This is a genomic window from Metapseudomonas boanensis (assembly GCF_042232855.1).
Lineage (GTDB): Bacteria > Pseudomonadota > Gammaproteobacteria > Pseudomonadales > Pseudomonadaceae > Metapseudomonas > Metapseudomonas boanensis.
The window spans coordinates 4,477,461-4,502,011 of sequence record NZ_CP113889.1 but is presented as its reverse complement, the minus strand read 5'-3'; the positions used below and the strand labels follow the sequence as shown (position 1 = coordinate 4,502,011).

Below are 24,551 nucleotides of genomic sequence, written 5' to 3'. Positions count from 1 at the left end.
GCCATGGCTGCCATTGCCTTTCCCGATCTGGTCGACGATCGCGCGGACGTGCTGCAGAGCCACGGCCTCAATGGCCTGAAGCTCGCATTGGTGTCGTTGCCGCCTGGGGCGCACCCCGACCATGCGGACGTCGATCTGCATTTCTTCAACGGCCTGCACCTGGCGGCGATCCTCGCCGATATCGGCGGCGACCCGGCCCGCGCCCGTCAGGTATTTCGCTTGCGCGGCGGCTCGCGCATCGTCGCCGGCAATGCGTCCGGGCAGGTGCGGGTCACGGCCGTGGCCGCGCTGGACGCAACGCGCCTGGGCCTGCGCATCGAGCCGGTCGGCGACTACTCGACCTACCGCCTGGAACTGGTCTGGAACGCCAGTCTGATCGATCCGTTCTTCAGCGCCATCGGCTTCAAGTTCCGCCCCGGGTGCTTCACTAACGACTGCGCGCCACCGCAACCGGGCCGCCCGCCAGCACCCAACCCGGCCATCGACTACCTGGCCAAGGACTACGACTCCTTCCGGCACACCTTGATGGTGGCCATGGCCGAGCGCGTGCCGGGCTGGACCAGTACCAGCGAAGCCGACCACGACCAGGTGCTGATCGATCTGTTCGCCGCGGCTGCCGATGAGCTCAGCGACTTCCAGGACCGCGTCATGGCGGAGGCCTACCTAGCCACCACGCGCAAGCGCGTTTCCCTGGCGCGCCACGCCCGGCTGGTCGATTACCACCTGCATGAGGGCAACCAGGCCAGCACCTGGCTGGCGGTTGACGTGGTAGCAGGCCAGGCGCCGTTCACCCTCGACGACCAGGAGCTGGTGACCTGGACCGGCGACGACCCTCCCGCTGACGATGCGGTGTTCTTCGCCAGCCGGCAGAACCGCCTCGAAGCGGCGCAACGCCAACGCCTGGACCCCCTGCTCAATCGCCTGCGACTGCACACCTGGCGCAACGCACAGCCGGCGCTGGCAGCCGGCAGCACCAGTGCGGACCTGGCGCCGCTGGCGGGCCTCATCTCGCAAGCGCAGGCCGATGCCCTTCGCGACCGGGTGCGCAACGGTCTGTGGCGGGAAATGCTCATCGCCGAGGTGCTCAACCCGCTGACCGGCGCCCCGGCCGGCAGCAACCGCGCCAAGCGGCAGTTGCTGCGCCTGCTAGCCGGTGACGATGTCGATCGCGGTGCCGCCGAATCGATCTTCGACCCGGTGACCAGCACCTGGATCGTCCGCGTGCACTGGCGTGAAGACGATGCATTGCGTTTCGACTACAGCTTCACCTCCTTCTGCCCCGGCCCGCCGCCCGCTGAAGTTGAAGACGTATCCATTTTCTACGGCAACCTGCTGCCAGTCCACGAAGGCCGACCGCAGGAGGTGCACTTCTACGAGCAGGGTACGCTGCTGCCGAGCGAGACCGACACCGTCAAGCATCGCCACTTCACACGCCTGGATCGCTATGGCAACGGCCGTGACTGGGTTTTTGCCGAACTGCCCGATGTCGGGCCCCTCGCCTACTTGCCACCCAGTCATGGTGGGGCGCCAACCGGCGAGGAGCCGGCGCGCTCGACGCTGTGGCTGCAGGTCGAACCGCCTGGCGCGGCCCTTGAGCAATGGGACGAGGTGGAGAGTCTGGTGCACAGCGACGACTCGGCGGAAAACGGCGACCACTACATGGTGGAAACCGACGAGCACCGGCAAAGCGTGCTGCGCTTCGGCAACGGCACCAATGGCCGTCTGCTGCCCTCGGGTGCGGTGGTGCATGCCCAATACCAGGTTGGTGTCGGCCATGCGGGAAACATCGGCGCGGACCAACTCATCAATGCCCAGCCCCTGACCGGTCTGCTGGACGGCGCGGTGGTCGCGGTGACCAACCCCTTCGACGTGACCGACGGCCGCGACCCGGAGTTGCCCGAACGCATCCGCCGCAATGCACCCGAAGCGTTCCGTGCACGCCAGCTGCGGGCCGTCACGCTGGCGGACTATGTTCGCCGCGCCGAGGAAGTCAGCGGCGTTTCGCGCGCGGTGGCGCGTTACGCCTGGACCGGCAGTTGGCGCACAGTGCGCATCGCCATCGACCCGACCGGCTTCACCGCACTGGGTGACGAGCGCTCGGATGCGCTATGGGACGAGTTGCGCCCGCGCATTGCCGAGCACCTGGAAGCGGTCCGGCTGATCGGCGAGGACATCGAACTGCGCCCGCCGCGCTATGTCCCGCTGGAAATCCATGTGGTCGTTTGCGTGGACCAAGCCTACTGGCGCGAGGACCTGCGTTTCGTGCTGGAGCAGGAATTCTCCGACGGCTGGACCTCGGATGGCCGCCCCGGTTTCTTCCACCCGGACCAATGGACGTTCGGCCAATCACTGCACCGCAGCATGATCGAAGGCCGCATCCACCGTATTGCCGGCATCAAGCATGTGGTGAGCATCACCATGAAGCGTTTCTCGGCACCCTTGCCCGGCGTGCCTAGCGCATCCGTGCTGGAGATCGGTTTCGACGAGACCGTGCTGTTGGCCAATGACCCGGACCACCTCGAACGCGGGCTGATCCGCTTCGATGTGCAGGGCGGGAGGCGATGATGGCGTGCAATCCACTGATCACCGACCCCTTCCTCTTCCCGCGCCGTGCCGACAACCGCCCTGGCCTGCCGCGCATCGCTTACCGCATTGGCCGTTACGCCGACTTCCTGGAAGCCATGACGCGGGGAATCGACGCCGCACCGGAACTCGCTGCCTGGACCCACCGTGAGCCGGACGACCCCGCTATTGCCCTGCTGCAAGGTGCCGCCATCCTCGGCGACATCCTTAGCTTTTACCAGGAGCACTACGCGAACGAGGCCTACCTGCGGACGGCCGCCTGGCGCGAGAGCGTGGCCGAGCTGGTGCGGCTCACGGGCTACCGGCTGGCGCCGGGCATCGGCGGACGCGCCACCCTCGCCTTCGAGGCACGCGGCGTACAGCCGTTAACGATCCATAAGGGCTTTGTGGTCAAGGTGGAGCTTGAGAGCCTGGCGACACCCGCCGACTTCCAGACCGATGCCGAGCTCAGCGCCTGGCCGCACCTCGGACGCTTCAACCTGTACCGGCCACGGGCCTATGCGGCGACCCTGGCCGCTGGCAGCACCTCCCTCGAGTTGCACAGCGTCGCAAGCGCCACCGATACGGCCAGCCTCGCCGCCTTCGAGCTGAAGGTCGGCGACCGCCTGTTGCTGCAACCGCCGGAGCCTGGATGGACCAGCAGCGGCTCGACGCTCACCACCCAGCAAGCGCCGCAGGTGGTCAAGGTCAAGCAGGTCACACGCCTGCTCGGCCGCGTCATCGTCGACATCGATGCGCCGCTACAGCACGACTGGAACCAGCCCGTCGCGGCCTATCGGGTCAACCGCACATTCCGCCACTTCGGCCACAATGCCCCGGTCAAGACGGTGACCAGCAAGAGGAGCGGCAGCGAGATCGTCGGTGCGCTGGAGTCGAACACCTACTTCGAGCGGCACCTCTACGCCAACCATGACTGCTTCAATACCAGCTCGTCGATTGCACTGCCGTCCACGCTGATCCCGTTGGATTCGGAAATCACCGACCTGAATTCCGGCACGCAGGTGATCGTGCAGTCGCGGGTCGGCAAGAGCGGCGTCAGCACACCGGTTGCGCTGAGCGTCGTGCGCAGCATCGCCGCCGTGGAAACCCGCACGATTGGCTTCGGCAACCTCAACGGCGCCAGCACGCTGCTGACGCTCAACCAGCCGCTGATCAAGCATGTGATGCCCGGATCGCCCTTCAGCGACGTGCGCGACTACCTGATTCACGAAGTGACGAGCCCGGCGCTCACGCTGAAGCCGGTATCCAAACCCACCGGTAGCGCCTTCGCCAATGGCACCCATGCGTTGCGCTTCTATGGCACCGGTCGGCAGGCGCTGGCGCTGGCCGGGCGGCGGCTGTACCTGACGCACCCGGACGGGCGCAGCGTCGAGCTGGTGTGCACCAGCAATGCCGCCAGCTTCGCCCCGCCGACGCCGGATATTGCCAGGATGTGGCCGTTGACTTTCGACCGTCCGCCCGTGCCCTTCCTACCGGCGGATTTCGACGAGGCCGAGCCCAAGGTCACGGTCTTCGGCAACTTGGTCGACGCCTCGCAGGGCAAGACCGAGCATGAGGCCGTGCTCGGCAATGGCGACCACCGGCAGATGTGGCAGACCTTCCCGCTGCCGAAATCCCCGCTGACGTACTTTCTCTCTGCAGGCGGCATCCCGCCGCAAACCCCTGAACTCGAAGTCTGGGTCGATGGCCACCTCTGGACGCGCATCGACGCGTTCTACGGGCGGGGACCGGAAGAACGCGTCTACATCGTGCGGGAAAGTACCGAAGGCCAGAGCTTCGTGCAGTTTGGCGATGGCGAGACGGGGGCGCGTCTGCCCTCGGGCTTGAAGAATGTCGTGGCCATTTACCGCAGCGGTGTTGGCGCGCACGGGCCGATCAAGCCCGGCGCCACGCCAACCGCCAGTGAGCGTCCGCCCGGCTTCGACAAGCTGTCGCTGGCCGGCATCGTTTCCGGTGGCGCCGATCCGGAAGACGGCGGGAAAGCGCGCGAGGCCGCACCGGGCAAGGTGCAGAGCCTGGGACGGCTGGTCAGCATCCGCGATTACGAGACCGAAACCCTAGCCGTGCCCGGTGTGGTGACCGCCGCCGCAGCATGGGACCTGCATGCCGGCATACCTGCGGTGATCCTGCGGGTGCTGCTGGAGGCCGGGCGAGAGGCGGAGTTCGCCGACGTCCAGGCGACGCTCGCCCACGCCCAGCGCTGCCGTGGCCCGGACCGCTTTCCGCTGGTGGTGCAGCAGGCGCTGCTGCGCTACGCCTTCGTCGACCTCAGCTACGCCCGCGATCCGAGCTACCGGCAGGAGGATGTCGAGGCGGCCCTGCGCGCCACCCTCGGCCTTACCGGCCAAACCCCGCACGAGCGCAGCGGCCTGTTCGGACTGCATGCGCGGCGGCTTGGCGAGCCAGAGTACGCCAGCCGTATCGAAGGGCGCCTGCAGAACGTCGCCGGAGTGTTGTGGTGCAAGGTCACCGCGCTCGGCCTGTTCGCAGCCGGGGCCAGCAACCCCGCCACGCTGATGCTGCCGGCGGCACCGCGGCCGGTGGCGCAGGTCCTGCCCTGCAGTGGGCATGAGCTGCTGCAGCTCGCCGCACAGCACCTCACGCTGACCTCGGTCAGTGAACCATCCGCAGGGGAATGCGCATGAGCACCGTCCCGCTGTTCGAGCGTCTGCCGGAGATCTACCGCACGCGCGATGCCGAAGTCACGCCGCCCAATCAGCTGCGCGCCTATCTCGCGGCGGTCGAAGGGCCCTTTGGTGCACTGCACGAACACATCGCGCAGCTCTACGAAGACCTGTTCATCGACACCTGCGACGACTGGGTCATCCCCTACCTGGCGGATCTGCTCGGCACCACGCACCTGAAAGGCGACCCGCGCACCCTGCGCGCCGACGTGGCCGACACCATCGCCCTGCGGCGGCGCAAGGGCACCCTGGGCGCCATCGAACGCCTGGCCGTCAACCTCACCGGCTGGGCCTGCCGCAGCGTCGAACTGCGCGAGAACCTCGCCTGGTCGCAGCACTTGAATCACCAGCGGCCTGATGCGGGCGGCGAACCGCCTTACGGCGCCCCAACGCTGACGCGCTTCGACGTACCCCGTGGCGGCACCGCGCCCATCCGCGACCCCGCCGCACTGGCCCTGCTCGGCACACCGTTCGACCCCTTCGCCTATACCGCCGACGTAAAGCCCGCACAGGGCGATGCACGCACCATCAACCTGCCGAACCTGGCGATCTTCCTGTGGCGGCTTGCAGCCTATCGCCTGCCGCGAGTGCGACCGCTGGCCAAGGGCCTGATCGACCTTGGTGCCCAGCCTGCGGACCTGGCGCGGTTCGCCTTGCGCTTCGACCTGCATCCACTGGACATCCCCGTGCGCCTGTTCAATACCAGCCGCCCCGGCTTCCTGCACGCAGGAACCTCGGGAGGCATCGTCTCGCCACTGACCGAAGCCGATGCCGTGCCCGGCCCGATACTCGATGCACGCCTCACCAGCCATACGCGTGCGGGCCATCCCGAGGCCTATGTGCAGGTCGATTTCTACAACGCCGGGGTGACGCCGCCGACCGGTTTCGACCTGGGTGACGTCGGCCTGCAGCTGTTCATGCCGCAAACGCTGGCACCGCTCCTGGTGCCGCCGGCACCGTTCCCGCAATGGCAGTGGCAGTTCCGCGGCGACAACCTCTGTGCCTGGGAAACCGGGCTGCGCCGGCCACTGCGGATCGGTGAGATCGTCGTCGACCCCGACATCGGCCGTCTCCTGATCGGCATGGAGACCGCAGCGCAGGCCGATGAACTGATGGTGCTGGAGAACGGCTCCCTGGTGTCGCGCCTGTTCACCAGTTTCACCTACGGCGCCGCAGGGCCGGTCGGCGCCCACCCGATCACGCGGCACTTCCCGGCGCTGGACCCAACGGTGGAATTGCGCCGGGTCGGTGAGGTGTCGGGGGGTATGACGCTGCAAGCCGCGCTGGACGGCCTGGCTGATGCGACAGCGCCTGTGGTCATCGAGATTCATGACAGCCTGGTGCACCGCATCGACTTGTCCCTGCTCCCCGACACCACCGTCGACGGTACGGTTTCGCTGCGACTGGCACACTCACTGACCATTCGTGCAGCCGGCGAACACCGGCCCATCGTGCTGCTGGCACAACCATTGTCACTGCGCCCGGTGGTGGCCGGCGACGCTACGCCGTTCGCACCCCAGGTCCAGCTGCAGGGCCTGTATATCGCACCGGACGGAGCCGCACCCTTCCCCACCGGCCAGGCGCTGATCGATCGCGCGGCGGTCGCGCGCCTGGAGATCATCGGCTGCACCCTCGCCCCCGGCGGCCACAGCCTGCGTAACGGCAACCGGGCGCCGATGCAACCTGCGCTGCGCCTGGTCGACGGCTACGGTTTCAGCGCCCAGGCCGACATCGACGCTTTCGTCCCCACGCCCGACATCGTCATCCAGCGCTCGATCACCGGCTCCATTGCCGTCGACTCGCGCTACCGGCTCGACATCCAGGACAGCATTGTCGACGCGGGACTGGGCTTCGATGACGCGCCGACCGGCCTGTTCGCCATCGCCGCCGCGACTGATCCGTCGAACAACTGGGCAGCCGCACTGGACTTCGCCGGCCTGACCTGTTTCGGCCCGGTGCGCGTGGCGGCTGTCGGCGGTCTGGGCGGCATTTTCACGCAACGCTTCGAGGTGCTGGACAACCAGCGCGGCTGCATCAAGTGGAGCGCGTTCAGCAGCGATGCCGACCGCCTGCCGCCGAACCATTTCTGCGTGCATGCGCCGGATGCACGCATCGTCTTCACCTCGGAACGCTTCAACGACCCGGGCTATGCGCAACTCCAGCGCGAAAGTGACCGCCGAGTGCGCGAGCTTGGACCGGACGACGACGCAATTGGCGCCTTCGGTTTTCTGCTGGAGGCACACAAGTGGACCAATCTGCACGTGCGGCTACGGGAATTCATGCCGGTTGGCGTGAGGCCGCTGGTAGTACCCGTCACCTGACGAAGGGGGAGCCATGCAAGGCGATTTCTCCGTACTGAACTTCGACCCCCATCAGCACGAGCGCGGGGTCAACCCGCCGTCTCTGGGCCCGTTGCGCAACCTGAGCGGTGTGCTGCACCAGCAGGGCCGCGTGACCACAGATTCCGATCTGACCGAGGGCGAACTGCTCGAACTCGGCTGGAACGGCCAGGCCGGCCGCGACATCATCGGCGCCGGCGTATGCGCAGTGCCCGCCTCGGAGCCGCAAGGCTTCAAGGTCGAGTCGGCGCAGGTCAATGATGGCCAGGTGCAGGTGATGCTGCGCCCTGGACGCGCCTGGGCCGATGGCATCCTCACCCGTCTGCCGGGCGAGACACCGGACCCATTGGCGCCAGTCGCGCGCCTGGCAACCTATTTCGGACCGCCACTGGCCAGTCCCACGCCGGCCCCGGACCAGATTGCCGATGGCACGCGCGATGCGGTGATTCTGGAAGTCTCGGAAGAGGCGCTGCACGGCTTCCAGTATCCGCACCGGCTGATCGAGCCGGCGCTGGGCGGGCCAGACACCGCCGAACGCGCCTTCGTCAACTTCCGCATCCGGCTGCTGCGCCTGGCGGAGGGGGAAGACTGCGCCACGATCCTTGGAAAACTGCGCGACGACCCATCCACCAAGGGCCGGCTCAGCGTGTCGCTGGTGCCCGTGGTGGAACTGGTCGGCGACTGCCCGGTGGTCGGTGGCGGCGGCTACACCGGCTTCGAGCATTGCCTGTACCGAATCGAGATCGCCGACGCGCCGGCCGGTGCGCCGGTGCGCTTCAAGTGGAGCCAGTTCAATGGCGGCCTGGTCGGCCGCGGGCGTTTCGACTCGACCACCGACCCCGACCGTGTGCTCATCGATGCGGGGCGCGTCGCCATCGTCAATTCCGGCCTGACCGAGTTCTACCTGGAGGCCCTGCAATACGATGACCTGATCGGCGCTTGGACTGTGGTGTACGGCAGCGTGGCCACCCTCAATACCGACCACGACCTGGAACTCGCCTCGCCCGCCAGCTTCGGCACACTGCCCTCCACCACCGATTCGGTGTTCTTCCGACTGTGGAACGGCATCGCCGATGTCGCGGACTTCCCCGATGTGGGCGCGCCCGCTCACCTGCGTGACGGCATCCAGCTCGCGTTCGACGCCGCGGGTGCCGGTAACTACCGACCGGGCGACTACTGGACTTTCACCGTACGTGCCGGCGAGATCACCAACCCCGAGGTGCTGATCGACAACGCACCGCCCATTGGCATCGTCTATCACCGTGTGCCGCTGGCGGAGATCAACTGGACCGGCCGACGCAATACCGAAATCGACGGCACCCTCGAAGACTGCCGCAAGCGCTTCCGTCCGCTGACGAACCAGAAGCTCTGCTGCACCTTCCTGATCGGTGATGGCGTGTCGAGCTTCGGTGACTTCAACTCCCTCGAAGAAGCCGCCGCGCACCTGCCGGCGGCCGGAGGCGAGTTGTGCCTGCTGCCCGGGCTGCACCGCGCCAACCTGCGCCTGGAGGGCCGCCGCAATGTGAAGATCCACGGCTGCCGCTGGCGTTCGCTGGTGCTGCCCCGCACGGAAACGCGCGGCCAGCCGATCCTGCACTTCGTCGATTGTGCGGGGATCGAAGTCTGTGATCTCGATCTGGTGAGCTACGACGCCATCGCCGTGCGCATCGATGGCAGCAGCGAAGATGGCTGCCGCGACCTGAGCCTGCACGACAACCGCATGATCGCGCGGACCAATACGATCCGAGCCACCCACGCTGCCGGGCTCAAGATCTCGGAGAATCGCTTGCACCTGCTGGACACGCTCGACGGCCGCGCCACGCTGTCGATTTCCGCCGACGACGTGTTGGTCGAACGCAACACCCTGGTGCTGCTGCCCTTCATCGACCAGACCCCCGACGAGCCGGATGTCCCCGACGATGACCCGACACGCGATCCTGCCGACCCCTGCGCCAGGCCTGAGATCCTCTACCTGCACCCGCTGCTGGTGCTGAACTACGCGTTCACGGTGTGGGCGGTGCTGATCGCGCAGTTGTTGCCGCAGCAACCCTACCGCGCCATCGGCGGGATCCACGTACGCGCCGGATCCGAACGTGTGCGCATCCTGGAGAACAGCGTGGTCGGCGGTGCTGGCAATGGCATCACGCTGGGCGGCGACCTCGATCCGGTCGAGCCTCCGCCACCGCCCGATACACCGGCGATCCTCGCGGTGGCGAACCTGAGTGCCCAGCCGCAGGCCAACGTCAACGTCAACGTCACCTCCAATGGCCTGTTCCTCGCCCTGGTGCAGGACGAACAGGGCAAACCTTTGTCCGGCGTCGATGTATACCTGGAAGACGCCACAGTCGCCACCGACCGCAGCGATGCACAAGGCATGGCCAGCATCAAGACTGCCCCGGGCGCCTACAAGCTGGACGTGTCGCCGCAATACCGGGTGCTGCGCATCACCGAGGCACGGGACGAAGGTGTGCTGGTCAACGCCGTGACGCTCGCGGCCCGCGCTGCCTCACAGGTACGGGGCTTCCTGCACCAGATCAGCATCGAGGCCAATGACATCTCGATGATGGGCTTGTCCGGCATCGGCTTCGCGCCGCGCAACGGCAGCGACCTGAAGGGTCAAGCCCTGGCGATTCCAGGCAACGATCCGAAGGCGGCGTTGCTGGCCTACCTCGATGCCGCGCTGCTCAATCTCGCGCTGACGCCACTGCTGCGCGCGACCGATCCGGTACGCGACCTGGTGATCCTCAATAACCGCCTGCACCACAACCTGCGCAACCCCTTCACCGACGCCCTGCTGGCTGACGCGCAGTTCATCGGCCGTGGCGGCGTCTCGCTCGCCATCGTCCAAGCGGCACGGATCAGTGGCAACCACATCCATGAAAACGGCCTCCGCGCCGTCGACCCAGTGTGCGGTGTGTTCGTCGGCTATGGCGACAACCTGGAAATCACCGACAACGTGCTCGCCGCCAACGGCGCGACCACCAGCGGTTTCGAGGACAACCGCAACGCCGGTATCCGTGGCGGCGTGTATGTCCGCTTCGCCGGGGCGCTCACCGCGCACCTGTCGGCTTCCAGTGGCCGCAATGCCGCGCTGCGCGTGCATGACAACCGCATTGATCAACCCGCCGGCCGGGCCCTGACCACCTTCGCCTTCGGCCCGGTGTCGGTGGCCAACAACCACTTCAACAGCGAGTTCAGCGGCCTGTTCGGCTTTCTAGACACCGCCGTGGGCGGGGTGCTGATCCTCAATCTTGGCGGCATACATCGCTTGCTGGCACGGGTCTACGGCGCTTATTTGGCGTTCGAGCCAAAGGCGCTCAGCACCGGTCGCTTCAGCGCCGTGGCCGAACGAGCGCTACCCGGCGGTGAAACGCTGTTCGACGACAACTATGTGCGCCTGGGCCTGGGGAACCGCTCGATCACCTCGCAGTTGCTGCTGGCCGTGGACGATCTGGGCTATGCCTCGAACACTTCGGCGGTGTATCGCGCCGATCCGTTCTTCGCCAATGCGGTGCTGATGGCCGACACCGTGCGCGCCACGACCTCACGGCTGCGCGAGGACGTATCGCGGACGATCTCACTGCTGACCACGGGCATGCGCATGAACATGACGGCGCTGAACCAGGCCGACCACTGCATCATCGCCCGGCCAAGCGCAGGGGCGAGCCCCTTGCCAACGGTAGACCAGCCCAACCAGGTGCTGGACGCGGCGCTGTGCAGCCGGCTGTTCGCCAGTCCGTCCGCTGTCGGGCAGTTCCTCGCCAGCGTGTTGGCGGCCAATGCCGCCCAGCTCGGTGGAACGCTCTCGAACAACGCCTTCACCTCGGCCGAACTGGCTACCCTGCCGCAGCAGACCACCGCACGCGCAATCACCCATATCAACGCGACCCAGGTGGCAATCACCAAGGTCTACCAGGCCGAGGCCATGCGCATGACGACCAAGCATGGTGCCGAGTTCGCGGCCAGCGCCGCCCTCTCCACCCAGGGCCAGGCCGGCGTCGAAACCAGTCGCCTGCTGGCCACCAGCGCTGAAACCCTGGCGGTCCGCGTACCGGAGGTGCCGGAAAGGGGTTCGACGTTCAGTGGCCGTTTCATGAATGACCGGGGTCAGGGACTGGCCGATTATTCAGTCGTGCTGCTGCGCAGCAACGGCAGCCAGGTGGAAACCGTCGGCCGTACCGATGCCACAGGCGCCTTCAGCGCGTCCTATGACAGCGCCCAAACCGCCCGGCTAGGCAAGGAAGGCGAACTGTTCGCCCGCGTCACCGACCTCGCCGGCAAGGAAGTGCTGCGCGACAAGACCGCTCTGCACTTCAGCGCGGGAGCCACGCTGCAAACCACGTTGGTGGTGCCGGTGCGCGTGGTACCGAAATCAGTGGCCGTCAATGGCACGGTGATCTACGGCACGGCCACCACCGAGGCCACGCCGGCGGCGCCAGCGCCACAACCGGCGCCCGAACCGGCGCCGCAGCCTGCTGTGCGCACGCCGCTCGATAAACTCGATCTCGACGACGTCACACGCAAACAGCTCGCTGCGGGCGGCATCCAGGATGTCGAGGGGATCGTTGAAACCAATCCGAAGACGCTGATCAGAATCGTCGGTAGCGCAGAGCAGGCGGAGAAACTCACCGAAATGGCGAAACTGGTGCTCGGTCAAACGCCACCGCCAAAACCAACCCGCGCCACCCGCTTGACTGCGAAGAAGGCCACGCCGAAGAAAAAATGAATCCAGGGTCGCCTGACTGCCTGCCGCACACATCATCGGCTGGCGGGTCATAACCAGGAGGACAGGACACGCCATGATCACAACACTGCAGGAAGCGCTTCCCCAACGGGCGCGTCGAAAAGACGGGGCAATACCGACTCCGACGGCCTCGGGGCCGCCGCAATCAGCCGTTGTCCAAAGACGATTCTCGCGCTCACCCTGCGCCTGCGGCGGCAGTTGCCCAACCTGCAGCGCTGAACAAAACCCACTGGGCGCACGCGCCGCGCGCGATGGCGATGTCGCACCTGCAGCCGATGAGGCGGCACCCGCTGCAGAACCCGCAGCGGCGCCTGTGTTTCGAGACTGCACGGAAGGCATCACCGGTATCACCGATGCGAACGAACGGCTGGAAACCGCCCGCCAACGCGCCCGCGAATTCGTCGGTGCGGCTCGGCGCGCCCTCGGCGCGGCGCCGGCTGCGGGCACCACCTACGCCACCGCGCTCGGCCGCCATTTCATTGCCCCTACCGATGCCAACCGCGCAACCATCGAGGACACCTATCGGCAGATCCTCGGCACGCTGGTGCCGCGAAACTACATCTGCAACAGCCAGAACATCTGCGGGACCGAGCAGGCCTTCTGGATCGAGAGCGACGATCTGGTGCACGTTTGCCGACCGTTCTGGGAGCTGTCGCCGACCTGCCGGGCCATCATTCTGATCCACGAAGGGGCGCACGACGTCGGTATCGGCGTGGCGGGGACACACCCACCAAACCGGGGTGATGCCCAATATCCGGCCGGCAATGTGGCACCGCCGGTGGGTGAAACGACCGCGGGCCGGATGGACAACCCCGATGCGTATGCGTTTTTTGGTGCACACATCTGGCGCGATTCCGACACCGGCCGAACCTGCTTCTGATCGGCCGGGCGGTCCTTCGCTCCACGCTCGGCTCTCTGACGGGGTAGCGGAACAACAGGCCAGGAGACAATGCAATGGGTCAGGCATTCCAGCCCCCGGAAAGATCGCACTCCCCATCGTCTGGGCGCACTTCGCACCTTGCGCCGATGCTTATGAGGCAGCCGGCCCGATCGACGAACCAATCGTCCCTGACACCCATGACCGGCCGGTGCGCCTGCGGCGGCTCCTGCCCGCGCTGCCGCGAGCCTTCGCCGATACAGACGAAACTGGCGATCAGCGAGCCGGGAGACAGTTTCGAACGGGAAGCGGATCGAGTGGCCAACGAGGTGATGGCAACACCCTCAGTGCCTGCCGTCAGCAGCGTGTCATCTCGCATCCAGCGCTTCGCAGGCCACTGCACCGGACAATCCATTGAGATGCCCGAGAACGTCAACCAAACACTGGCGAGTTCCGGTCAGCCACTGGCGCCGGCATTACGGCAGGACATGGAGCCACGTTTCGGATACGACTTTTCCCATGTCCGGGTGCACCTCGGTAGCCAGGCGGAACGCTCGGCCCATGAGATCAACGCCGACGCTTACGCAGTAGGACGCGACGTTGTCTTTGGCTCCGGCAAATACTCGCCCGAAACCTCGGCCGGCCAACATTTGATCGCCCATGAACTGACCCACGTGGTCCAGCAAACCGGCTCCGCGGGTAATGCAAACGCCGGCGCGGGCGTGAATCGCACACTGGCCCGGTACCGCAGCAAGGGCAAGGACACCATTGCCTTCGACGCCGCCAACGAAACGCTCACCGACCCCAAGAAGCAGCCCTGGGTCGACACCATTACCATTCACTTCGACAAGGCGGTGGTCGATGATGGGCACAAGGCCGCCGCCAAGGCCGCTGGCCAACTGGAACCGCGCATGCCCACCGGGACCCTGACCGCCAAATACAGTACGAAATCGAGCAAGGTCCCGGCCGATGTCGTGTTGCCGATTGCGGGCGGCTCGACGATGCTCGGCATTGGCCTGACCGACCGTGTGAAGGCTTCCAAGGTCACACGGCTGGAGGGCCTGGGCTACACGGACTCCGAGAACGTCAGACTCGGCAACCTGACCGACCCGGTAGCCAAGTCCGGCAAGGGCGCGCGCTATTCCAAGAGCGGCGCCGGCACCATGAACTACGCGATCTTCTTCAAGGGCATCCAGGCCATTCACGAGGGTCTGCTCAACACCGGCTCACACGCCTGCGTGCACGTTGGCAGCCAGGCCTCGATTCGCGACCTCAACTTTCACTCGCGGATCGGTGTGACGACGGTGACGGTGACCTACACCAATTCGGTGCTGGATGACCTGTGCTGCCATCGGAAGAAGACGGGTAACAGCAGCTGGAATACCAATCCTTGCGAGAAAACCAAGTGCCCCTAGTCGTTGACTGACCAAGGGATGCGAACCTGGAGGACAAGCATCATGTTGATGAAGGAACACCGCGCAGCGCGAGGGGCGCGGCATACGACGTTCCATTCAAGTACCTCTTTCGCCTGGCTCCCGATCCGACAGGTTCTGCTTCCAGGGCGCGCCCGCCCACTGAACAATGGGTACCTATGCGGACTCCTGGATGAGTCACCGAGCTTCGTTGTACAAAACGCTTTGCCCTCCCCATGCGCGGGCTGATGACCTATGTCATCGACAGCCGGCTCCTCCAAACCCATCCCCTCACCGCTTGCGTCTCACGCCCCCCGCAAGTTCCCGCCTGGTCCCCGCCCGTTTCAGCATCCATGAATATGCAGCCACCGACATTTCTGGGCAGAGCCCCCGGCGACTCATGCGGCTGTGGCTGCGTTGAGTATTGCAGGTGGCGGCATTCCTTGTAGGAGCGAGCTTGCTCGCGAAAGGGTCCGGTTCGCGAGCAGGAACTCGGCATCCCCCCGCAGCTACAAGGCTCTAAGCACGGCCATCGATTGCTAGCAACAGCTAACGCAGACAAAGCCATTCATGCTGCCGACCAGTTTGTTGCCCAGCAAGAAAACTGTTCCAGATTAATCAGGACAAATTTTCCTGCCACCACGCCGCAATCCTGCCGAAGAAAATGATCTATACCCTATATTTATTCAGGGACACAGGTAGTCGGGTCGAGCGTTTAGCCAAGTGCCTGGTGGTCACTGCCCCTGGAGCAACTCGCCGATCTGCTGAGAAGGAGCTCCGTGTTCATGAAAGTCCTGAAAATCGCCGCCAACGAAGGTGTGCGAAATTGCTTCAACACCAGCCGTGAAGTCGTCGCCCTCAACGAAACCGATTACACCGATGTCGCCGTGGCAGTGTTCTCGCCCGACGATATCCAGGCTGGAGCCTTGGACGCGATTCAACGCACGGGCTTCAACATTCCGATCTTTCTCGTCGCATCGCAGCAGGGGAATCGTGCCCTCGAGGCCTACTCCCTTCTAAGCGAGATGCTCCTGCAGGTCACCGGCGTGTTCGATCCGGCCCGCAGTAATGCCGATTTCTACGGGAATCAACTCGAGGCTGCAGCCAAGGGCTACGAAGAGACACTGCTTCCGCCCTTCTTTGGCACCCTCAAGCGCTATACCGAAACAGCCAATGCCACCTTTGCCTGCCCCGGCCACCAGGGCGGTGAATTCTTCCGCAAGCATCCGGCCGGCCGTCAGTTCTTCGAGTTCTTTGGCGAAACGCTGTTCCGTGCCGACATCTGCAACGCCGACGTCAAGCTGGGCGACCTCCTGATCCATGAAGGCCCGGCATTGGCGGCGCAGAAGCATGCGGCCAAGGTGTTCAACGCCGACAAGACTTACTTCGTGCTCAATGGCACCTCGGCCTCCAACAAGGTGGTCGCCAACGCCCTGCTCACGCCCGGTGACCTGGTGTTGTTCGACCGCAACAACCACAAGTCCGTCCACCAGGGTGCGCTGCTCCAGGCGGGTGCCACCCCGGTCTACCTGGAGACCGCGCGCAACCCCTACGGCTTCATCGGCGGGATCGACTTCCATTGCTTCGAGGAAGACTACCTGCGCGAGCTGATCAACGAAGTCGCGCCAGACAAGGCCAAACTGCCGCGCCCGTTCCGCCTTGCGGTCATCCAGCTCGGCACCTACGACGGCACCATCTACAACGCCCGGCAGGTGGTCGACCGCATAGGCAAGCTGTGTGATTACATCCTGTTCGATTCGGCCTGGGTCGGTTACGAGCAGTTCATCCCGATGATGAAGGATTGCTCACCCCTGCTGCTCGATCTCAACGAAAACGATCCGGGCATCTTCGTCACCCAGTCGGTGCACAAACAGCAGGCCGGTTTTTCCCAGGCCTCGCAGATCCACAAGAAGGATCGCCATATCAAGGGCCAGCCGCGCTACTGCAACCATGCCCGGCTGAACAATGCCTTCATGGCCCAGGCTTCCACCAGCCCGTTCTATCCGCTGTTCTCTTCTCTGGACGTCAACGCTGCGATCCACAGCGATCGCAGCGGCTTGAGGCTGTGGGGCGACTGCGTGAAGTTCGGCATCAACGCACGCAAGCTGGTGCTGGAAACCTGCACCTTGATCCGCCCGTTCTTGCCTCCCCAGATCGATGGTCGCAACTGGCAGGACTACCCCACCGATGAGATTGCCAACGACATCCGCTTCTTCAAGTTCCACCCCCAGGACCGCTGGCACGCCTTCCCCGGTTACGCTGATAACCAGTACTTCATCGACCCGTGCAAGCTGTTGTTCACCACGCCAGGCATCGACCCGGTCGACGGCAGCTATACCGAGTTCGGCATCCACGCCGGCATCCTCGCCAACTTCCTGCGGCAGAACGGCATAATCCCGGAGAAGTCCGACCTCAACTCCATCCTGTTCCTGCTCACCCCGGCGGAGGACTGGGCAAAGATGAGCCACCTGGTGGCCCAACTCGCCCGCTTCGAGCGTTTCGTCAGTGACGACGCCCCCATGAGCCGTGTCCTGCCGGCCATCTACGAGGCGTATCAGGACCGCTACCGCAACTACAGCATTCGTCAGCTGTGCCAGGACATGCACGACCTTTACCGCAGTCGCAACGTCAAGCAGCTACAGACGGACATGTTCCGCAAGGCGCACCTGCCGAAAGTGGCGATGCTGCCCCACGCGGCGCAGATCGAGTTCGTGCGCGGCAACGCCGAATTGGTCCCTCTGTCCAAAGCGGCCGGGCGCATCGCAGCCGAAGGCGCGCTGCCCTATCCACCCGGCCTCCTCTGCGTGGTACCGGGCGAAGTATGGGGTGGCCCGGTACTGGACTACTTCCTGGCCCTTGAAGAAGGCATCAACCGGCTGCCGGGTTTCACCCCGGAACTGCAGGGTGTCTACCTCAAGCACGAAGACGGTCGCACCCGCGCATACGGCTATGTACTGAAAAGTTAGATACAGGCCCTTCGCCTGCGCCGATCCGGTGCGACTCGGCACGGTCGCAGGAGAAGGCGAAGCTCCGACGTAGAACGCTCCTGGCTGACGTGTGCAATGGGACGTTTCTTCGGTAAGCATCAAACAAGCTCGGCAGGGATACCCATGAGTCAATCAAAAACGCCGTTACCCGAGTCGATGAGAAAACGCTTTCCCGTCCTCATCGTCATCAATGCCAAGGCACATGAAGACAGCATCATCCTTCGCAACCTCGAAGCGATCGCCGATGCGCTGCATGGATATGACCTGGGGGTGGAGCTGGTCGACTCGCTGGAGGATGCCGAAATCGCCATGCGCGCAGCCCCCACCTACAGCTGCGTGATCCTGGGCTGGGGCCTGTGCGAACACGACAAGACCAAGGCCCTGCAGCTTATCCAGCTGATTCGTCGGCGCACCGCCCAGTTGCCGATCATTCTGGGCATGACCCAGGCCCACCAGAGCCAGGTGCCACTGGCCTTCGTCGAGAATATCGAGGGTTTCGTCTGGCAGCCCGAAGACAGTCCGGAATTCATCGCCGGGCGCATCCAGGCCGCCGCCTGCCGGTACCTCGACACCATACTGCCACCGTTCTTCGGCGCCCTGGTCAACTTCGCCGGTGCCCACGAGTACTCCTGGCACACCCCGGGCCATACCGGCGGTACCGCTTTCATGAAGACAGCGGTGGGACGCAGCTTCCTCGATTTCTATGGTGAGCAGATGCTGCGCTCCGACCTCAGCGTGTCGGTCGGCGAACTGGGTTCGCTGAACGACCATTCGGGGCCCTTGGCCGAGGCGGAAAAATACGCTGCCCGCGTGTTCGGTGCCGACTTCACCTTCTTCTCGGTCGGCGGCAGCTCGGCGAGTAACGAGATCATCCTGCATTCGGCGGTGACTGACGGCGACACCGTGCTGGTCGATCGCAATTGCCACAAGTCGCTGAACTATGCCTTGAACATGTCCGGCGCGGTGCCACTCTATCTGCGCCCACGGCGTAATGCGCGAGGCTTGATCGGCCCGGTGCCGCGAAGCGAGCTGACCCCCGATGCCGTCGCGCAAAAAATCGCGGAAAGCCCACTGGCAAAAGACAAGCAGGCACAGCCTGTGCTCGCTGTACTGACCAACTCGACCTATGACGGCCTCTGCTACAACGTGCAGGTGACCACCCGTGAGCTCAGTCAGAGTGTGGACCGCATCCATTACGACGAAGCCTGGTTCGCCTATGCACGCTTCAACGCACTGTACGAAGGGCGCTACGGGATGCACCGAGGGGAACGGCACGCCGATGACGCCACGGTGACCGTCACCCACTCCACGCACAAGCTGCTTGCTGCGCTATCGCAGGCCTCGATGATCCACGTCCGGTCGGGCAAGGTCCCGGTCAAGCCGGCGCTGTTCAATGAATCTTTCATGATGCACACGTCGACTTCGCCGCAGTACAGCATCATCGCCTCCACCGACGTGTCGGCGAAGATGATGAACGATGCCGGCGACTACCTGACCGACGAATCGATCGATGAAGCCATCGCCTTCCGCCAGGCCATGGCGCGTCTCAGTTTCGAAGTGCGCAAGCGCAACGCCAAGGACTGGTGGTTCGGTGTCTGGCAACCCGATGTGGTCGACGGCGTACCGTTCGCCGATCTCGACCCACAGGCCCTGCACCGTAGCGATGCCTGGGTCCTCAAGCCTTCGGCCAGTTGGCATGGTTTCGGCGACCTGGGTAACGACTACTGCATGCTCGATCCGATCAAGGTCACGGTGCTGACGCCGGGGCAGACCCTGGAAGGCGCGATGGAGCCCAGCGGCATTCCGGCACCCTTGGTGTCGTCCTTCCTTTCCAGCCGCGGAATCGTGGTAGAGAAGACGGAGCCGTACTCGATCCTGCTGCTGTTCAGCCTGGGCGTCACCAAGGGCAAGTGGGGTTCGCTGGTCGCCGGTCTGATGGAGTTCAAGCGGCACTACGACGCCAACTCCCCACTGGAGCAAGTGCTGCCCGGCCTGGTTGCCGATTACCCCGAGCGCTATGCCGGCATGGGCCTGAAGGACCTGGCCGAAGAGATGCACCAGGAAATGCTCGCCACGAACTTGCTGCACAACATGGATGCGGCCTTCACCTTGCTGCCCGACCCGGTGTTCTCGCCACGCGCAACCTTCGCCAAGCTGGTCAAGGGCGAAATCGAGCAAATCGCCGTGCGCGACATGCTAAACCGCACCGTCGCGGTTCAGATCGTGCCCTACCCGCCTGGCATCCCCCTGATGATGCCCGGCGAGAAAGCCGGTGCCGACAAGCGAGCCATCGTCGATTACCTGCTGGCGATGGAAATGTTCGACGGACGCTTCCCCGGCTTCGTGCATGACAACCACGGCGTAGAGATCGAGCGAGACGATCAGGGGCGCCTCACGTACAGGATCTATGTGGTCAGGCAGTAGGGTTTAGCTCCCCTCCCCTGTGGCAGGAAAACGCCGCCGGAGAGAGGCCAGTGCTTCGGACAAAGCAAGGAGTCTTCGATGGCTGAGTCAAGTAAGAAAATGAGCCTCATGGGGCTCACCACATTGGTCACGGTCAATATGATGGGCTCGGGCATCATCATGCTGCCAACGAACATGGCCCAGCTTGGCGCTGTCTCATTGTTGTCATGGATCTTCACTGCAATCGGCTCCATGGCGATCGCCTACTGCTTCGCCCAGTGCGGTGTCTTCTGTGCACGCTCAGGCGGGTTGTCGGCCTATACGGAAGAGGCGCACGCCAAGTCAGGGTTCTTCCTTTGCTCGTATCTCTACTTCCTGTCGCTGGCCATCGCCAACGTCGCGGTCGCCATCTCGGCAGTGGGCTACCTGACGTCGTTCATACCCTGGCTGGGCAGCGGCGCCGTTCCACTGTGCATCGGCACCATTGCCCTGATCTGGTTGACCATCCTGGCCAACTTCGGTGGACCGAGCATCACCGGCCGACTCGGCACGATTACGGTATGGGGTGTGATCATCCCGGTAGCAGGGCTGAGCGTGATCGGCTGGTTCTGGTTCAAGACGGACGTATTCGCCGCGGCCTGGAACCCGAACAACATCGCGCTCTCCGAGGCCATCGGCAAGACCATTCCGCTAACTCTCTGGGCGTTCCTTGGGATGGAATCGGCGGCTCAGGCCAGCGATGCAGTTGAAGACCCTAAGCGCAACGTGCCCCTGGCGTGCCTGTTCGGGACCCTTGGCGCCGCCGTCGTATACATCCTCTCGACAACGGTAATCCAGGGCATCGTGCCCAACGCTGAGCTGGCCAACTCCTCAGCGCCGTTCGCCTTGGTCTATGCGCAGATTTTCCATCCCGCGATCGGCAACCTCGTGATGGCGTTGGCTGTGATGGCCTGTGTCGGTTCGCTGCTCGGCTGGCAGTTCACACTGGCGCAAACGGCCAAGATGACGGCCGACCAGGGAATGTTCATGAAACTGTTTAGCAAGGTCAGCGCCAAGAACGCACCGATCATCGGCATGATCGTCTGCGGCGTGTTGCAGACTCTGATGGCCCTCTCGACCATTTCGCCCAACGCCAGTGCCCAGTTCGGCAAGCTGGTCGGCCTGGCCGCGGTGACCAACCTGATCCCCTACGTGACGGCGCTGACCGGCCTGCTGGTCATCATGTACAAGGCCGGGGTCAGCCCAGCTGTATACGGCCGCAACACGGCGGTATTGCTGGTGGCGTGTATCTACTGTTTCTACGCCCTGTATGCCTGCGGCAAGGACGCCGTCTTCGGTGGCACCATCGTCCTTGCGATCGGCTACCTGCTCTATGGCTTTATCGCCAAGCGCTTCGTCGATGAACCGCCGTCTTCGCTGGCCAGGGTCGACAAACCGTAGGCGTTGTCTTCAGAGCCGAAAAGACATCTGAACATGGGGAACAGGATATGAATGTGAAATTGCCCAAACCCGTAAGCATGATGCTCGCGTGCCTGCTCGCGCTGCTGCCGGTTCTGGCCAGTGCTAACACGCTGGAGCGCGTACGCAGCAACAACGCCATCACCCTCGGCTATGTGCAGGACTTCGCTCCCTTCAGCAACCAGGACGGTGACAAGGCCACCGGCTATGCCATCGAGCTTTGCCTGAAGGTCGTCGACAAGATCAAGAGCGAGCTGAACCTGCCCGGCCTGCAGGTGCGGTACCAAGGCCTCACGGTCGCGGAGGAGATCAGTGCCGTCAGCTCAGGAAAGGTCGACATCCTCTGCACACCCGCCCCGGAAACACTGGCAGACCGCAAGTCGGTGAGCTACTCGATCCCCATCTACACCGCCGGACTTTCAGCCGTGGTGCGCAAGGATGCCTCCGAACCGCTGTTGCGGGTGCTCAATGGCCAAGTGGCGCATACCGGCCCGACCTGGCGCGCGACCGTCAACCAGGGCTTGGCCAACCAGACCTTTGCAGCCATCAAGGACGGGCTCACCGAGGAGTGGATTCGCGACAAGACGCGGATGCTTGGCGTGGTGACCACGCTGGTGACGGTCAAGGACAACATGGAAGGCGTGAATCTGGTCGCCGAAGGCAAAGCCAGCGCCTTTTTCTCCGAACGCATGCTGCTCAAGAATGTCGTGGAGAAAAGCAAGCACGCCGAGGACCTGATGGTAGTCCCTCGCCAATTCGAATTCGTTCCGGCGTCAATGGCGCTCGAACGCGGAGATGAAGACTTCCGTCTGCTGGTAGATACCGTGATCAGCGAGATGTACCGCTCGGGTGAAATCGAGCAGGCATACGCCAAATACCTGGGTGGCGCTCGCGGTACGTCCAAATTGCTGTTCGAGGTCTACGCACTGCCCTAGCGCTGTGGCCAGCCTGGAGTGCAGGCCGTCACGAAGCAGTTGGCCGGAGGAGCCGAACTGCTTCATGACGGCGGTCACAACCCTCGGGGTGCTGATTCAGACTTGGAAATCAGTGGATAGGGCCAGATGCCTCCATGTTGCCAGCTCCTCTTCGACCAGGCGGTTCTTGGACTCAATCCTGGCGACGGCGTCACTGCCCAGTGGCAATCGTTGCGGGGGGTTGGGCGCATCGACCAGCGCCATGATCGCCGTCGCCAATCTGTCCGGGTTACCGGGTTGGGCGTGATTGGCGCCGTGGGCGAAGCGGCGCATCGCGCCGACGGTGTCCTCGTAATCCGGAAGCTGCAGCGCCGTCTTCACCAACGACTGGTCATCGAGAAAATCGGTACGGAAAAAACCGGGCTCGACCACCGTGGCGTGGATACCCAGGGGGGTAAGCTCCTGGGACAGCGCTTCGCTAATCCCCTCCACTGCGAACTTGGTTGCGCCATAGACCCCCCAGCCCAAGTAGGCCTGGTAGCCGCCGAGAGACGAAATATTGATGACGTGCCCGGAGCGTTGGCGGCGCATATAGGGCAGCACGGCGCGGGTCACGTTGAGCAGACCGAACACGTTGGTCGCAAACAGCCGCTCGACTTCACCGGCGCTGGTTTCTTCCACCGCCCCAAGCACACCGTAACCCGCGTTGTTGACCAGCACATCGATGCGACCGAAACGCTTGATGCCTTCAGCAGCGGCCCGGTGCGCCTGGTCTTCATCGGTGACATCCAGGCGAGTAGCCAGGAGGTCAGGATGCTCCCCAAGCCGAGCTTCCACGTCGGCGGGATTACGGGCGGTGGCGATGACCGCATCACCGGCTTGCAAGGCCAGTTTCGCGATCAGGGCGCCGAAACCGCGGGAAGCGCCAGTAATGAACCAAGTACGCATATCAACTCCTCCTGTCTGCGGCCCTGCAACATGCCGGGCCATCTCGATGAGTTGACGCCACTCTAGAATTCAAATACTCCTGTGATAATCCCAATAAAATCGCATGGGCTTTTGAGCAGGATTCATTAATGAAGCCAGTCTCTGCTGCTGATCTTTCAATCTTCCTCAGTATTGCCAGCCACCTCAGTTTCAGCCGTGCCGCGATCGAATTGAGCCTGTCGCCCTCGGCCCTCAGTCATGCGTTACGCAATCTGGAGGAGCGTTTGGGCGTCAGGTTATTCAACCGCACCACACGCAGCGTGGCACTTACAGAGGCCGGTGAGCGCCTCTACAGGCGTATCAGACCCGCATTCCGCGATATCGACGATGCCCTCGACGACCTCAATCAGTTTCGGGATACCCCGTTCGGAACGCTGCGCATCAGCGCAGGTCGTTCGGCCGCGGAGCTCGTGCTGTTACCCTTGGTCAACCGCTTTCTCGCGGCCTACCCGGATGTGAGTATCGAAGTCTCGGCCGATGACGCACTCGTGGATGTCGTGTCTACCGGCTTCGACGCTGGCGTGCGTTTCGGCGAACGCCTGGAGGCGGACATGGTGTCCTTGCCCATCGGCCCCGCCTTGCGCTCCGTCGTCGTCGGGGCGCCTGCCCTGTTCCAGCGCTACCCCATGCCGAAGAATCCCCAGGACCTGCACGCCGTGCCCTGTATCCGCCACAGGTTTCCCAGCGGTTCGCTCTATCGCTGGGAGTTCGAACGAGATGGCCAGCAGCTGGAAATCGAGGTCGACGGGCCCCTGACCCTGGGGGACGTCGGCCTGATGGTCGCACCGGCGTTGCAGGGCACCGGCCTGGCCTACGTCTTCGAAGACATGGTCAAAGAGCTCATCGCCGATGGGAAGCTGGTCCAGGTGCTGGACGACTGGTGTCCCTATTACCCCGGTCTGCACCTCTATTACCCGAGCCGTCGCCAGGTTCCGGCCGTACTCAAGGCCTTCATCGAATTCACCCGCGCGGCGCGGCGGACTGGCTAGCGCTTCTCGGCCTTGGGCGTCCCAGGCATCCGGATTCGGCTCATCGCAATCACGTCCATTGGCTCCTGCCTCCTTGGGGCCGATTAAATGATGAGCGGCATATATGCAGACATTTACATTGCACCTATCATATTTTCAACTCACCGCACTGCAGCCCCGCCGCCGAACAAGACG

The 24,551-nt window shown here is 64.1% G+C and carries 12 protein-coding genes; 11 read left to right on the top strand and 1 reads right to left on the bottom strand.

Going from position 1 to position 24,551, the window contains the following annotated elements; translation table 11 throughout:
- Positions 1 to 3 precede the first annotated feature (3 nt).
- The 10 genes from OXH74_RS21005 (at position 4) to OXH74_RS20960 (ending at position 22,422) form a co-directional block, all read left to right on the top strand.
- A complete protein-coding gene (locus OXH74_RS21005) occupies positions 4 to 2,565 on the top strand; it encodes a baseplate J/gp47 family protein (RefSeq protein WP_375738683.1) in 2,562 nt (853 codons plus the stop codon).
- On the top strand, positions 2,565 to 5,228 hold the full coding sequence (locus tag OXH74_RS21000; protein WP_375738682.1) for a hypothetical protein: 2,664 nt from the start codon (positions 2,565 to 2,567) through the stop codon (positions 5,226 to 5,228). The genes OXH74_RS21005 and OXH74_RS21000 overlap by 1 nt, the downstream gene beginning before the upstream one ends.
- Positions 5,225 to 7,588 carry a phage tail protein gene (locus OXH74_RS20995; protein ID WP_375738681.1) on the top strand — a complete coding sequence of 788 codons (2,364 nt, stop codon included), beginning with the start codon at positions 5,225 to 5,227 and terminating at the stop codon, positions 7,586 to 7,588. The genes OXH74_RS21000 and OXH74_RS20995 overlap by 4 nt, the downstream gene beginning before the upstream one ends.
- A 13-nt stretch (positions 7,589 to 7,601) precedes the next feature.
- Positions 7,602 to 12,332 (top strand): hypothetical protein, encoded by a 4,731-nt coding sequence (locus OXH74_RS20990; RefSeq protein ID WP_375738680.1) that lies wholly within the window; start codon positions 7,602 to 7,604, stop codon positions 12,330 to 12,332.
- Between the two features lie 73 nt (positions 12,333 to 12,405).
- Complete coding sequence (locus OXH74_RS20985) at positions 12,406 to 13,230, top strand: hypothetical protein (protein WP_375738679.1); 825 nt, start codon at positions 12,406 to 12,408, stop codon at positions 13,228 to 13,230.
- Between the two features lie 329 nt (positions 13,231 to 13,559).
- Positions 13,560 to 14,642 (top strand): DUF4157 domain-containing protein, encoded by a 1,083-nt coding sequence (locus tag OXH74_RS20980; RefSeq protein ID WP_375738678.1) that lies wholly within the window; start codon positions 13,560 to 13,562, stop codon positions 14,640 to 14,642.
- A gap of 782 nt (positions 14,643 to 15,424) precedes the next feature.
- A complete protein-coding gene (gene speF / locus OXH74_RS20975) occupies positions 15,425 to 17,605 on the top strand; it encodes an ornithine decarboxylase SpeF (protein WP_375738677.1) in 2,181 nt (726 codons plus the stop codon).
- 144 nt (positions 17,606 to 17,749) lie between these two features.
- Positions 17,750 to 20,050, top strand: coding sequence for an Orn/Lys/Arg decarboxylase N-terminal domain-containing protein (locus OXH74_RS20970; protein ID WP_375738676.1), 2,301 nt, complete (start codon positions 17,750 to 17,752; stop codon positions 20,048 to 20,050).
- A gap of 78 nt (positions 20,051 to 20,128) precedes the next feature.
- Entirely contained in the window at positions 20,129 to 21,469 is a 1,341-nt protein-coding gene (gene potE / locus OXH74_RS20965; RefSeq protein WP_375738675.1) for a putrescine-ornithine antiporter, read from the top strand.
- A 47-nt stretch (positions 21,470 to 21,516) separates the two neighbouring features.
- The gene (locus OXH74_RS20960) at positions 21,517 to 22,422 is read left to right on the top strand and encodes an amino acid ABC transporter substrate-binding protein (protein WP_375738674.1); all 906 of its coding nucleotides are present in this window, start codon (positions 21,517 to 21,519) and stop codon (positions 22,420 to 22,422) included.
- A 96-nt stretch (positions 22,423 to 22,518) separates the two neighbouring features.
- Here the strand turns inward: OXH74_RS20960 and OXH74_RS20955 are convergent, their stop codons facing one another.
- The gene (locus OXH74_RS20955; protein ID WP_375738673.1) at positions 22,519 to 23,349 is read right to left on the bottom strand and encodes an oxidoreductase; all 831 of its coding nucleotides are present in this window, start codon (positions 23,347 to 23,349) and stop codon (positions 22,519 to 22,521) included.
- Between the two features lie 128 nt (positions 23,350 to 23,477).
- Between OXH74_RS20955 and OXH74_RS20950 the strand changes: the two genes are divergently transcribed.
- On the top strand, positions 23,478 to 24,377 hold the full coding sequence (locus OXH74_RS20950) for a LysR family transcriptional regulator (RefSeq protein ID WP_375738672.1): 900 nt from the start codon (positions 23,478 to 23,480) through the stop codon (positions 24,375 to 24,377).
- Positions 24,378 to 24,551: the final 174 nt, after the last annotated feature.